The sequence below is a fragment of the Saccharothrix ecbatanensis genome (genome assembly GCF_014205015.1).
GTDB classification, from domain to species: domain Bacteria; phylum Actinomycetota; class Actinomycetes; order Mycobacteriales; family Pseudonocardiaceae; genus Actinosynnema; species Actinosynnema ecbatanense.
In genome coordinates, this window is record NZ_JACHMO010000001.1 from 3,454,037 (window position 1) to 3,466,300 (window position 12,264).

Annotated in this window: 12 protein-coding genes; 9 read left to right on the forward strand and 3 right to left on the reverse strand. The window is 70.8% G+C overall.

Features of this window, described 5'->3' with window-relative positions; all coding sequences use genetic code 11:
* The first annotated feature begins 94 nt into the window (after positions 1–94).
* The 8 genes from F4560_RS14640 to F4560_RS14675 are packed head-to-tail and all read left to right on the forward strand — an operon-like array spanning position 95 to position 6,933.
* Positions 95–1,282 (forward strand): FAD-dependent oxidoreductase, encoded by a 1,188-nt coding sequence (locus F4560_RS14640; RefSeq protein WP_184920435.1) that lies wholly within the window; start codon positions 95–97, stop codon positions 1,280–1,282.
* Positions 1,279–1,977 (forward strand): enoyl-CoA-hydratase DpgB, encoded by a 699-nt coding sequence (dpgB, locus tag F4560_RS14645; protein ID WP_221483498.1) that lies wholly within the window; start codon positions 1,279–1,281, stop codon positions 1,975–1,977. The genes F4560_RS14640 and dpgB overlap by 4 nt, the downstream gene beginning before the upstream one ends.
* A 15-nt stretch (positions 1,978–1,992) precedes the next feature.
* On the forward strand, positions 1,993–3,159 hold the full coding sequence (locus tag F4560_RS14650; protein ID WP_184920436.1) for a class I SAM-dependent methyltransferase: 1,167 nt from the start codon (positions 1,993–1,995) through the stop codon (positions 3,157–3,159).
* Between the two features lie 8 nt (positions 3,160–3,167).
* Positions 3,168–4,385 carry a glycosyltransferase gene (locus F4560_RS14655; RefSeq protein ID WP_184920438.1) on the forward strand — a complete coding sequence of 406 codons (1,218 nt, stop codon included), beginning with the start codon at positions 3,168–3,170 and terminating at the stop codon, positions 4,383–4,385.
* Positions 4,382–4,570 (forward strand): hypothetical protein, encoded by a 189-nt coding sequence (locus F4560_RS46155; RefSeq protein WP_184920440.1) that lies wholly within the window; start codon positions 4,382–4,384, stop codon positions 4,568–4,570. Before F4560_RS14655 ends, F4560_RS46155 begins: the two co-directional genes overlap by 4 nt.
* Complete coding sequence (locus tag F4560_RS14665; RefSeq protein WP_184920442.1) at positions 4,567–5,712, forward strand: class I SAM-dependent methyltransferase; 1,146 nt, start codon at positions 4,567–4,569, stop codon at positions 5,710–5,712. The genes F4560_RS46155 and F4560_RS14665 overlap by 4 nt, the downstream gene beginning before the upstream one ends.
* Before the next feature lie 13 nt (positions 5,713–5,725).
* Positions 5,726–6,475, forward strand: coding sequence for a TylF/MycF family methyltransferase (locus tag F4560_RS14670; protein WP_184920444.1), 750 nt, complete (start codon positions 5,726–5,728; stop codon positions 6,473–6,475).
* Positions 6,472–6,933: a DoxX family protein gene (locus tag F4560_RS14675; RefSeq protein WP_184920446.1), complete on the forward strand. Its 462-nt coding sequence runs from the start codon at positions 6,472–6,474 to the stop codon at positions 6,931–6,933. The genes F4560_RS14670 and F4560_RS14675 overlap by 4 nt, the downstream gene beginning before the upstream one ends.
* A 39-nt stretch (positions 6,934–6,972) precedes the next feature.
* Here the strand turns inward: F4560_RS14675 and F4560_RS14680 are convergent, their stop codons facing one another.
* From F4560_RS14680 to F4560_RS14690, 3 genes are all read right to left on the reverse strand, one after another.
* Positions 6,973–9,753 (reverse strand): helix-turn-helix transcriptional regulator, encoded by a 2,781-nt coding sequence (locus F4560_RS14680; RefSeq protein WP_184920448.1) that lies wholly within the window; start codon positions 9,751–9,753, stop codon positions 6,973–6,975.
* Positions 9,754–10,189: 436 nt separating this feature from the next.
* The gene (locus tag F4560_RS14685) at positions 10,190–10,564 is read right to left on the reverse strand and encodes a nuclear transport factor 2 family protein (protein ID WP_184920449.1); all 375 of its coding nucleotides are present in this window, start codon (positions 10,562–10,564) and stop codon (positions 10,190–10,192) included.
* 16 nt (positions 10,565–10,580) lie between these two features.
* Entirely contained in the window at positions 10,581–11,414 is an 834-nt protein-coding gene (locus tag F4560_RS14690; RefSeq protein WP_184920451.1) for an SDR family NAD(P)-dependent oxidoreductase, read from the reverse strand.
* A 116-nt stretch (positions 11,415–11,530) separates the two neighbouring features.
* On the opposite strand from F4560_RS14690, the gene F4560_RS14695 reads away from it, so the two are divergent.
* On the forward strand, positions 11,531–12,124 hold the full coding sequence (locus F4560_RS14695; RefSeq protein WP_184920454.1) for a TetR/AcrR family transcriptional regulator: 594 nt from the start codon (positions 11,531–11,533) through the stop codon (positions 12,122–12,124).
* The last annotated feature ends 140 nt before the right edge of the window (positions 12,125–12,264 follow it).

Sequence of the window (12,264 nt, forward strand, 5' to 3'; positions counted from 1 at the left end):
CACCGCTGATCAGTGTGGATAGTTTCACCGGTATCGACACTGTGCAACAGCCGGCGGATTCACCGGAAAACAGACGCGGCAGCAAGGGAGTCCCATGAAAGTCCTCATTGTCGGAGCGGGGGTCGGCGGCGTCGCCGCAGCGGCGGCCCTGACCGCGGCCGGGCACGAGGTGGCGGTCTTCGAGCGGGCGGACCGGCTGCGTGCCACCGGCAACGGGGTACTGGTCTGGCCCAACGGCACAGCGATCCTGCGGGACTTGGGCGTGTCACTGCCGGAACTGGGCAGCCGCATCGACGAAGCCGATGTCCTGGCCTACGACGGGACGCCGCTGATGCGAATGGACCTCGAGGGCGCGCAGGCCAAGTACGGCGCGCCGACCATCGGTGTGCTGCGCGGGCACATCATCGAGCGGCTCGCGCAGGCGCTCCCCGCGGGCACGATCCGGTTCGGCAGGCGGTGCACCACGATCCGCCCGTCGCGGCAGGGCGTCGAGATCACCTTCGACGACGGCACGTCCGAGGACGGCGACGTGCTGATCGGCGCGGACGGCTACCGGTCGATCGTGCGGCACCGGCTGTTCGGCGATGTCGCGCGACACACCGGGCTCGCGTCCTGGTACGGCTTGGCGGAGGTGCCGTCAGGGCTGCGCTCCGAGCACGTCGTGCCGACCTACTACGACAGGTTGCGGCTGTGCACGATGCACCCGGTCGGCAAGGGACTGGTGCACTGGGCGGTCGAGGTGCCGTGGCCGGATGAGGACCTGGACCGCGCGGGCAGGCGCACCGCGTGGCCGGACCTCCCGCAGACCCCGGACCGCCGGGCGCGGTTGCGCGAGTGGTTCGGCCACTGGGCGCCGCCGGTCGCCGAACTCATGGCGAACCTGCCCGACCAGGACGTGGAGGTGTACCCGCACGTGGTGCACCGCGTGCCGCGCTGGTGGGGTCGGGGTCCGGTGACGCTGGCCGGCGATGCCGCGCACGCCGTGCCGCCCCGCGTCGGGTGGGGTGTGAACCAAGCGCTGGAAGACGGCTGGATGCTCGGCCGAGTGCTCTCCGAGCGGGGTGAGCCCACCGCGCTGCTGCGTCGCTACGAGCGGGAGCGCCGCGGCAGGGCGCGGCACGTGCGGCGGCTCGAGAGCGTGGCGCGGCGCAGCAACCGGGCGCTGATGCTGCTGCACCGCTTGCCCAGTCGCGTGCGCGGCGAGGGGATCGTGTCGCGAACGTTGATCTCCAACATCGACAGTTGCAGCAACTACGTGCACGACCGGGCGGTCGCGCGATGAGCGGACGCGAGGCGATGACCGTGCCCGAGGTGCTGGTGGCCGGTGGCGAGCCGCCCGGCAGTCGGTTGCTCGCGGCGATCGACGCCGCGTGCGCCGCGGCCGAGGACGCGGCCGGCAGGACACCGCTGGTGGTGCGACTCGGTGGAGAGGAGGCGCAGCCGTCCCGTTTCGCCGGCGTGGACGTGCATCTGGTCAACAAGTGGGAGCGGGCGCTGCGGCGGGTGGAACGGCTCGGCGCGGTGACCATCGCGGTCGCCGAGGGCGCGTGCACCGGAGCGGCACTGGAACTACTGCTGTGCTGCGACTACCGCATCACTTCGCGCTCTGCGGTGTTCGGACTGCCGCTGATCGGCTCCACGCCGTGGCCCGGCATGGCGCTGCACCGACTCGTGGACCAGATCGGGTTGGCGGGAGCGCGCCGCCTGGCGCTGTTCGGGAGTCGGATCGACGCGGCACAGGCCGCGGCGCTGGGTCTGGTGGACGAGACCGCCGACGACGTGGCCGCGGCGCTGGTCGAGGTGCTGGTGCGCTGCGACGGCGTGGCCGGCGCGGAGGCGGCGGTGCGCAGGCGGCTGCTGCTGGACGCGGCGTCCACCCCGTTCGAGGAGGCGTTGGGCGTCCACCTGGCCGCGTGTGACCGAACCCTGCGGCACGAACGGGGCGAGACCCCGGCCGAGCCATTCCCCCAGTGGTGACGAACAGGAGCAGAGATGACGGCGACGACACCCGTGCTCGTGGCGCGGGAACTGACGCGCGCGGCGGGCGGCCCCGCTCGCGAGCTACCCGCGGCCCTCGACGGCATCGGACTGGAGGACGCGGCCACCGTCGCGGTGGCCGAGTTGGTGGCGCGCTGCGGCGTGCCGATCAACACCGACGAGGCGTCCATCGGCGTGTCGGTGGCGCACCGGGGTGAGCGCGTGGACCACGTGCTGCGACTGGTGCGCGGTGGTTCGGTGCGTGCGGAGAGGTCGGCGGAGCAAGCGCCGTGCAGGCTGGTGTTCGAGCTGGCGGACCTGGTGGTGGCGCTGTACGGATCACAGCCCTCACCGCCCGTGGGCACCCACCGGTTCGAGCGGCTGGACGACTGGTTCATGACCAACGGCGACCCGGCCGACCCGTTCCGGATCATCGAGTCGTACATGAAGGCGATGACGACCGTACTGGCGGCGGTGTCGACGGCGGGACGCGAGCTCAACGCGTTGGCGGCCAAGCACGTGGCCGACAAGTGGGGGTTGTGGCACTGGTTCACCCCGCACTACGACCGGCACTTCGAGCGGCTGCGCGCGGAACCGGTGCGGGTGCTGGAGATCGGCATCGGTGGCTACGGCGACCCCGACGTGGGAGGTGGCTCACTGCGGGTATGGCGTGACTACTTCCCGCGCGGCCACGTGTTCGGCATCGACTACTTCGCCAAGAACGGTCTGGACGAGGAGCGGATCACGACCATCCAGGGCAGCCAGGACGACTCGGAGTTCCTGCGGGCGCTGGCCGCCGAGCACGGGCCGTTCGACATCGTCATCGACGACGGCAGCCACATCAACGGCCACATCCTCACCACCTTCCGCGAACTGTTCCCGCACGTGCGCAACGGCGGGTTGTACGTCGTAGAGGACCTGTGGACGGCCTACGCACCCGGCTACGGCGGGCAGGCGACGTCATCGGCCGGCGAAGGCACGTCGATCGGCCTGCTCAAGTCCGTGGTGGACGCCCTGCACTACGAGGAGTGGACTTCTCCCGACGAGGGCGCCGACGCACCGTCCTACGCGGCATCCACCGTGGGGCTGCACGTGTACCGCAACATCGCGTTCCTCGAAAAGGGCGTCAACGCCGAGGGCCGCATCCCGTCGTTCGCACCGCGCACTGTCGACTACTACTAGGGGGACCGGTGCGGATCACCCTGATGTCGCTGGGGTCGCGAGGTGACGTGCAGCCGTTCGTCGCACTCGGTGAAGGCCTGGCGAAACGCGGGCACGACGTGCTCATCGCGTCGGCGGAGTCGGCGCGGTCGTTCATCGCGGGCGCGGGGTTCGCGTTCGCGCCCCTTTCCGACTCCATCGGCGGAGAACTGTTCGAGAACTCCGCCGTGGCGGAGGCCATCCGGCTTGGCGGGTCCGTGGTGGACGTCGCGCGGGCGCTGCCGCCGGAAACCGAGGACGCTGCGGTGCGCAAGCACGCGTCGATGGCCGCGGCGTGCGATGACGCGGACGTCGTGGTGACCTCTCCGACGACCTACACCGCGGCGCTGACCGGCACGAAGGCGCGGTGGGTGGCGGCCGCGTGGACCCCGAACACACCGACGCGCGCGTTCCCCGCATGGGGCGCGTCCGAGGGTGTGGACAACCTGACGAGCTATGACGTGGCGCACCAGGCGGAGTGGACGATCTTCCGGGGTGCGCTCGACCGCTACCGCGCCTCACGGGGCCTGCCGCCGGTCGGTGAGCGATCGCCCCTCGCAAGGCTGGGACACGACGTGCCTGTGCTCTACCCGGTCAGCCCCGCGGTCATCCCACCGCCGGATGACTGGCCATCTCGTTGCCACGTCACGGGGTACTGGTTCTGGGACCGTCCGTCGTGGACACCCGATCCGGAGCTCGATGCGTTTGTGGACCGGCACGGCGCGCCGGTCGTGGCGACGTTCGGCAGCCTCTGGCCGGTGCACGACCAGCGACGGGTGCTGGAGGTGCTGGCCGGGGCCGCCGCGCGCGTCGGGCGCGGCCTCGTGCTGGTCGGAGGGCCGTCGCACGACCTGCCCGACCACGTGCACCAGGCCGGGGAGTCCGACTACCGGGCGTTGTTCCCGCGTGCGGCGGCGATCGTGCACCACGCGGGCTGCGGCACGACGGCCGCGACGCTGCGCGCGGGTGTGCCGCAGGTGACGGTGCCGATGTTCGCGGACAACGGGTTCTGGGCGCGCCGCGCCGCTGAACTCGGTGTCGCCGGAGCGCCGCTGCCGCTGACCGCCCTGTCCACGGATTCCCTCGCCGGAGCGCTGGACTCGGTGCTCCACGACGACGTGTCCCGACGCGCCGAAACCGTCGCCGCCGCCATGGCCGATGACGACGGCGTGGCCGCGGCGTGCGATGTCATCGAGGAGGAACGGTGAACGACAGCCAGGTGCGACGCCTGGCCGTGTCCGCGCTGACCGGGCTCTCACAGGTCGAGGTGCGCGGTGTGACGACCCGCGCGGCCCGGTTGGACGAGGCAATCACGGAACTGGTCGACCAGGCGCCCGAGCAGCAGTCGGCCTCGGCACACGACACGATCGGACCGCCCGAGGAGGAACGGTGAGCTCTACCGAGGAACAACTGCTCGACATCGCCGAGCGGTCGCCCGGCGCGGTGAGCGACTGGCTGGACGACCTCGGCGAGGCCGGCGCCGTCGACGTCGCCGCCGCGACGCTGGCCGAGATCGCCGCCCGCGCGACGTTGCTCGAGCCGCCGGACCGCGAGGTGCCGGTGCAACTCGACCTCGGCTTGGGCGCGCGACGCATACCGTTCGTGCTCGTCCTGGGTCCGGAGCCCAAGGTCGTGCCGGGCTCTGACCCGACGTCGGAACTGCTGGTGCGCCAAGACCTCGCCGAGCTGATCGGCCTGGTGTTCGGGCCCGCCCCGGCCACGGCGACGCGGGAGGTGCTGCCCGCCGAGCAACCCGACCCGCGCGTGGTCGGGCACGTGGACCGGTCGTACCTGGCGCGTGCGGCGCGGCAGTTCACCGCGGCGTGCGACGCGCCGCTGCGCGACCTGACGGAGCTGGCTGTGCGCTTCGGGTCGGACAAGTGGGGCGAGCACTGGTACGCGACCCACTACGACCGGCACTTCGCTCCGCTGAAGGACAAGCGGGTCACCGTGCTGGAGCTGGGCATCGGCGGCTACGACGACCCGGCTGCGGGTGGGGCGTCATTGCAGATGTGGCGGCACTACTTCCGGCGCGGCGTCGTCCACGGCCTCGACCACTTCCCCAAGACCGGTCTGCGGGCGCCCCGGCTGCACACGCACTGCGGTGACCAGAGCGACGCGGCGTTCCTGGAACGGCTGGAGACCGGACCGCTGGACATCGTGATCGACGACGGCAGCCACCTCAGCCACGACGTCATCAGCTCGTTCCGCGCGCTGTTCCCCAAGCTGAGGCCCGGCGGGCTCTACGTCGTGGAGGACCTCCAGACGTCCTACTGGCCAGGCTGGGGCGGCGATCGCCACGACCTGGACAACCCCGGCACCTCCGTGGGCATGCTCAAGTCGCTTGTGGACGGACTCAACCACCGCGAGTTCGGCCGTGATCCGTCCTACTCGGACGCGCACACCACCGCACTCCACTTCTACCACAACATGGCCTTCATCGAGAAGGGCGTGAACTCCGAGAGGCCGGCCCCCTCCTGGGTGCCGCGGGACGAGAACCCGTTCGCGGCCGGCCTGGCCACTCCGGACGAATGAAACGAGGAGCGAGATGGGCGACACCCGCGAGCTGTACCTGGACCTGATGAAGCGCGTGCTGATCAACACGATCTACCGCGACGCGGCGATCCAGGAGTTCGACTACGGCGACGGAGAGGAGGTCGAGCACCGACTCGTCGGCCGCGACTGGCCCAGCGTCGCGCACACCATGATCGGCCTCAAACGGCTGGACAACCTCCAGCAGTGCGTGGAGACCGCGCTGCGCGAAGGCGTTCCCGGCGACCTGATCGAGACCGGGGTGTGGCGCGGCGGCGCATCGATATTCATGCGCGCCGTCGTCCGCGCGCACGGGGACACCGACCGCACCGTGTGGGTCGCCGACTCCTTCCAGGGGATGCCGGAGGTCGCCGAGGACGGCTACCCCGCGGACCGGGCGATGGAACTGCACAAGTACAACGACGTGCTGGCCGTGTCGCTGGACACCGTGAAGCACAACTTCGAGCGCTACGGCCTGCTGGACGACCAGGTGCGCTTCCTGCCCGGGTGGTTCGCCGACACGCTGCCCGACGCACCCGTGGAACGGCTGGCGGTGATGCGCCTGGACGGCGACCTGTTCGAGTCCACGACGGTGGCGTTGGAAAGCCTCTACCCCAAGCTGTCCCCCGGCGGTTTCGCGATCATCGACGACTACGTGATCCCCGCGTGCGCGGAGGCGGTCCACAGCTACCGCGACGCACACGGTGTCTCCGAGCCGATCGTGGACATCGACGGCACCGCCGCCTACTGGAGGAAGACCGCATGATCACCGAATCCGTCCGGGACCTGATGATGCTCTTGGCACGGCTCGTCATCGGCGTCACGTTCATCGCACACGGCCTGCTCAAGGTGGAGGACGTGCCCGGAGCCATCGCCGGGTTCCGGGCGGGTGGCATCCCGCTGCCCACCCTGTCCTACTGGTTCACCGTCATCGTGGAGTTCGGCGGCGGAGCGGCCATGATCGTCGGGCTGGCGCTTCCGCTGGTAGGCGTGCTGTTCGCCGTCGTCACCGGCGGCGCGATGGTGTTCGTCCACGGGCCGCAGGGGTTCTACGTCCACGAGCAGGGTTACGAGTACGTGCTCGTGCTCGCCGTGGTGAGCCTTGCCCTCGGCGCCAGCGGTGGCCGCATCGCGCTGGACGAACTGCTGGCGCGCCGGTGGTCGACGTGGGCGTGGCTGACCGGGCGCAGCGCTCACGCCAGACGAGAGTCCGTCCCGGCGTGAGCACCGGGCGGGGTGGGCCCCCCACCCACCCCGCCCGGACTACAGCGCCTGCACCACCTGGAGCCGCAGCACCGTCGTGATGTCGGAGCGGCGGCTGATGCCGAGCTTGCGGTAGGTGCGGGTCAGGTGCTGCTCCACGGTGCTGATCGTGACGTAGAGCTTGTCCGCGATCTGCCGGTTGGTGTGGCCGAGACCCGCGAGGGTCGCCACTCTGCGCTCGGCGTCGCTCAGCTCCCCTGCTGGTTGCTCCCACCGCCGCATGGTTGTCTCTTCCTCGGCAACGCGCTGGAGGGGCACTTCGCGCTCCAGCCGCCGCGCCCGACACTCCTTCGCGACGCGCTGCGCCTGCCGGATGGTCATCCGCGCCTTCTCGTCGTCGCCGAGGTCGTGGTGGGTGTTCCCCAGGTCCAGCAGCGCCCGCGCCAGGTGGAACCTGGCGCCGCAGCGGACGAACGCGTCCACCGCGGCCTCCAGCAGCGGCACGCGCTGCGCCGGTGGCGCGGTCGTCGCCAGCACCCGCAGCGCGAGTCCCGCTGAGCGGGACATGCGCGGCGAGCGGGCCAGTTGCGCCTCGGCCAGCGCGCGGCTCTGGTCGGGCTCGCCCAGCGCCAGGTGGCACTGGGCCGCGGCGGAGCGCCACGCGACGATGCCCGACACGTCCATGCCCCACTTGGTCAGCAGGTCACCGCACGCCCGGAAGTCGGTCAGCGCCGCGTAGGGCCGGTCCACCGCCTGGTAGTACTGGCCGCGGGCGAACAGGTAGTGCAGCCCGAAGCGCGACTCGAACATGCCGTCGGGCAGCGGCTGCCGCAACTGCTCGGCCGCCTCCTCGTACTCGTCCATGCGGGTGTGGGCGACGATAAGCGGCGCCCGCACCAGACCGATGTTGGTGCCCCAGTTGTGCGCCGGCATCGTCTCCAGCGCCTCGCGACCGAACCGGACCGCACCCGCCAGGTCGCCCGCGCGCAGCGCGATGTCCGCGCGGACCGCGCCCAGCACGGCCGCCCACGTGGGGGCGCGCCGCTCGTGGGCGCGCTCCACCAGCTCGTCGCACCACGGTTGCGCAAGGTCGAGGCGGTCCACGTAAGTCAGCGAGATCAGCGCGGTCGCCAAGCTCTCGATGGTGTCCTCTCCCAGCGCGCAGCTCTGGAGCACCTGCTGCGCGATGATGGCCACCTCCTCGGGGTCGTCTCCAGCGAGCAGTCCCCTGATCAACTGCGCCGCCATCGCGCGACCGGCGCCCGCGGTGCCCGGCGTGGCGGGCGCGGCCTCGTCGACGTTGTCCGGGCGGGGCGGCATGCGCTCGGCCAACGGCGGGTAGCAGTGCCGGAGCCACCACTGGAGTGAATCGACCTCCTCGGCGGTGGAGCCACCGCCATACAGGCAGCTCATGGCCTCGACCGCCTCGTCGACACGTCCGTGCCACAGGAGGTAGCGCAGCACGGCGGGCACCTGGGAGTCCGGCAAGATGCCGTCGCACATTGCCTCGATCAGCACCTTCAGGTGGTTCTGTGCCACGGCGGTGGTGCTACTGCGCCACACCACCGAGGCCAGCCTGCCGACGATGGCGGCGCGCTGCCGCTCGTCGGCGCAGTGCGCGGCGGCCAACCGCAGGCACCGCGTGGCGCGCTCGACGTCGTCGGCGATCAACGCCTGCTCGGCAACGCACTGAAGCAGGCTGACCGACGCTTGGTCGCGGACCTCGCCCGCCGCGAGGAAGTGGTCGACCACCTCGTCCACCAAGCCCTCGTTGCGCTGCACGTGGGCAGCCGCACGCAGGTGCACCTCGGCGCGGTCTGCGGTCGTGAGTCGGGCCAGCACGGTGCTGCGGGCGATCGGGTGGCGGAACGCGCGGCCGTTGAGCAGCCCGACCTCCTCCAGCGACTCCAGCGCGTCGAACAGGCCCCGCTTGTCCACGCCCGCCAAGTCGGCGAGCATCGCAGCCGACTTGTCACCTCCGAGGACGGCCAGCACCTCGGCGACGCGGCGGGCGTCGGCTCCACCGCGGTCAAGGCATGCGAGCACGGCACGGCCGTAGGCTTCGCCGACCGCGAGCCGCGTGCCGCGCTGGAGTGGCAAGCCGCCCGTTCGCGCGACGTGGTCCTCTATGACCGCGTTGACCAGCAGGCAGTTACCCGCGGTGACGGCGAAGAAGTCGGCGGCTCCGCGGTCCGCGGCAGACCGGCCGAGCCGGTCGGCGACCAGGGTGGTGACACCGCGCTCGCTCAGCGGCGCGAGCCGCAGCCCGCGACCGATGCCTTCATGGAGCAGTGCGGCGTGCACCGGACCGCGGTGGCCGATGCCCGTGCGCACGGCTACCGCGAGCAGCATGCGGGCGGCGACCAGCCTGCGGGCCATGTACGCCAGGCACTCCAGGGACAGTTCGTCGCCGTCTTGCGCGTCGTCCACCGCGAGCACCACAGGCCGTTCGACGGCCAGTGCCAGCACCGCCTCGGCGACGCGGTGGGCCAGGCTCACGGCCTCGGGCTTGAGCACGCCGTCCGCGAGTGGCGCGTCCACGCAGGACTCGATCTCGTAGAGCAGGTCGGGCTGCAGTCTCAGCGCGGTGAGCACTGGCGTGAGCAGCCCGAACGGTAACAGCCCGGTGGCGGGCGAACCGGTGGCGGTGAGCACGAGCGTGCCCGCTAGGTCGCGTCCGGGCGCACTGCGCTCGGCGACGTCGGACAAGAACGACCGGAAGAGGCGCGTTCTACCGCTGGCAACCGGGCCGCTGACCACGACTGTGCCACCCGCGCCTTCCGCGAGTCGGTCCAGGCGTTCGGCGAACTGGTTCAGGTGTTCCTCTCGCTCGACAAGCAACGGCTACTACCCCCATGTCCACGCAGTGACCTGCCGCTGATTCGCTGGGTGCGCACGCGAATACGACGGGAATGCCGTATTCATGCAGGGGCACGACCCCTTTGTCGTGCGCCGCGCGCGTGAGTGACCGGTTTGGCTGGTCCGCTCGCGGTATTGATCCACGCGAGCATTGCCCAGCATTCGGTCACGTCCCCACCTCAGAGCCCACCATACGCGTGTTCGAGGCCCGGACAACCAGGTTCACCAGGTTGGAGCACTCCTTCACGGAGCGTGCCCACCTCTGGCCTCGAAAGCTGTTGCGGGTCGCAAGAATGACTTGACGAGCCAACAACGCGGCAACGTGACGCTAATCACTCCACAGTCGGGGGAATTGCGAAACCAGGCAAAAATGAAAGCCGAAGGGCGTCGAAACGCCCTTCGGACTCGACTTGACGGGTCAACCCGGCGTGGGCTGGTGGGTGTTGAGATAGGCGTGGTCGGACACGATCACGCCGTCGCGGATGGTGAGCACCACGCACCACCGCACCTCCGGACCGGGCTCGCCGTCCGAAAGCGTCGCCGTAGAGCCTTCCACCACCACAACCTCCCCCGATGCGATGGTCCGCAGCACCCGCGTCCGACGCGGCGGACCCGACTCCTCCAGCGCCCGCAGCCTCTCGACGCCGAACCGCTCGACGCCGGGCACCTCGATCACCGCGTCGCGGGCGTAGCACTCCTCCACCATGCGCAGCGGGTCGGTGTTGTGCAGTTCGACCCACCGCTCGACGAACGCGAGGTTCGCCGCCTCCTGTGCCGGAGCCGTCCGCCCCATGACGCGCCCCTTTCCCTTACCCGGTGCGGACTGCGAGCAGTCCGATGGTCAACTCGTGCAGCTTGCGGGCGTCCTCGGCGTCGAACGCGGAGCCGTCCAGTGGCAGCGGGTCGCCCATCATCGAGGCCGTCAGCGGTGCGGTGGGCGGGGTGTCCAGCACGGCGAGGATCGGGAGGATGCCTTCCTCGACCGGCTTGGCGACCTTGCGCATGGCCTCGATCTGCTCGGCCATGACCTGGTCGTACTCGCCGGAGAAGCTGGTCCTGACGCCTCCGGGGTTGAGCAGGACGTAGCGGACGGCCGAGCTGGGGTTGACCTGGGTGAAGCCGACGCCGAGCAGGTCGTTGAGCCTGCTGCCCTGCATCAGGGCGTCGAGTCCGGCGTACTCGCGCTCGCGTCCAAGGTCGTTCCAGCGGACCTCGCCCATCGGGATGCCCGGTCCGCAGACGTTGACCACGACCGGCGACGGCGCGGCCTCCAGCAGGTCGACCATCTCGTGGCTGAGCAGGAAGCGGCTCAGGTAGTACACGGCGAAGGTGTTCTCGAAGCCCTCGGCGGTCACCAGGCGCTCGGAGCGGAAGTGCTGCGCGCACAGGACGAGGCCGTCGACCGCGCCGAAGCGGGACCGGATCTCGGCGATGGCGGCACGGGTGGCCGCGACGCCGGTGAGGTCGACCTGGATGAAGTGGCCGCGTTCGGCGGCGCCCAGCCGTTCGGCCTCGGCCAGGATCGCCGCGCCCTTCTCGGCGTTGCGGCCCAGGACGACCACCTGGTCGCCCTGCTCCAGGCGCGCGAGCGCCACAGCCTTGCCGATGCCGTCCGTGCCGCCCGAGATGACGAACGTCTTCACGCTGGGAACCCTCCGGGGATGATCATGAACGTAGTCATCAAGCGATGACTTGGCCGAAGTTACCGAGGACCGGATACCATGTCAACACACGATGACTTGATTCCCCGGAGGTGGAGTTGCCCTCGGCACCGAGCGGTCCGCCACCGCGCAGGCGCAACCGCGAGGCGACCCGCGCGGCGTTGCTGGCCTCGGCGCGGGCCCGGTTCGCGCGCGACGGCTACGCCCCGACCAACGTCCGCGACATCGCCGCCGACGCCGGCGTGGACGCGACCCTGGTGTTCCGCTACTTCGGCAGCAAACGCAAGCTGTTCGACGAGTGCTCCGCGCAGGACACCCGTGCGGCCGAGGCGGTGCTGCACGGCCCGCCCGAGCAGTTGCCGACACGGCTGCTGGAGGCGATCCTGGCCCACGACTGGCCGGAATCCGCGGGCGAGCACCCGTTCATCGCGATGCTGCGCTCCGCGGGCGACGAGGCGATCCGCAGCCGGCTGCACGAGCACGTGTGCAGCACCTACGTGGCCAACCTCCGCACGCTGTGCGACGGCCCCGACGCGGACCTGCGGGCCGAGCTGTTCAGCGCGTGGCTGCTCGGGATCAGCGTGCTCCGCTCCGTCGTGCGCAGCGACGCCCTGTCCTCGACCACCATGCGCGAGGTGTCGCCCCACTTCGAGCACGTGGCCGAAGTGCTGCTGGGCCACCGGGAAAGCTGACCGGCGTCACGGCGTGGCACGGGGAGCCTCCGGCCCGGTGCGGACATCGCGTTCCACATCGGACCTGGAGGCTCCTCGCTCGACATCACCGCCCGCGGGATCGACCGTCCACTGCCCGGAGCCCTCGCGAACGTGCGCGA

Coding starts and splice junctions, on each gene's coding strand:
- F4560_RS14640 (WP_184920435.1), top strand. CDS start 95: ATGAAAGTCCTCATTGTCGGAGCGGGGGTCGGCGGCGTCGCCGCAGCG.
- dpgB (WP_221483498.1), top strand. CDS start 1,279: ATGAGCGGACGCGAGGCGATGACCGTGCCCGAGGTGCTGGTGGCCGGT.
- F4560_RS14650 (WP_184920436.1), top strand. CDS start 1,993: ATGACGGCGACGACACCCGTGCTCGTGGCGCGGGAACTGACGCGCGCG.
- F4560_RS14670 (WP_184920444.1), top strand. CDS start 5,726: ATGGGCGACACCCGCGAGCTGTACCTGGACCTGATGAAGCGCGTGCTG.
- F4560_RS14675 (WP_184920446.1), top strand. CDS start 6,472: ATGATCACCGAATCCGTCCGGGACCTGATGATGCTCTTGGCACGGCTC.
- F4560_RS14685 (WP_184920449.1), bottom strand. CDS start 10,564: ATGGGGCGGACGGCTCCGGCACAGGAGGCGGCGAACCTCGCGTTCGTC.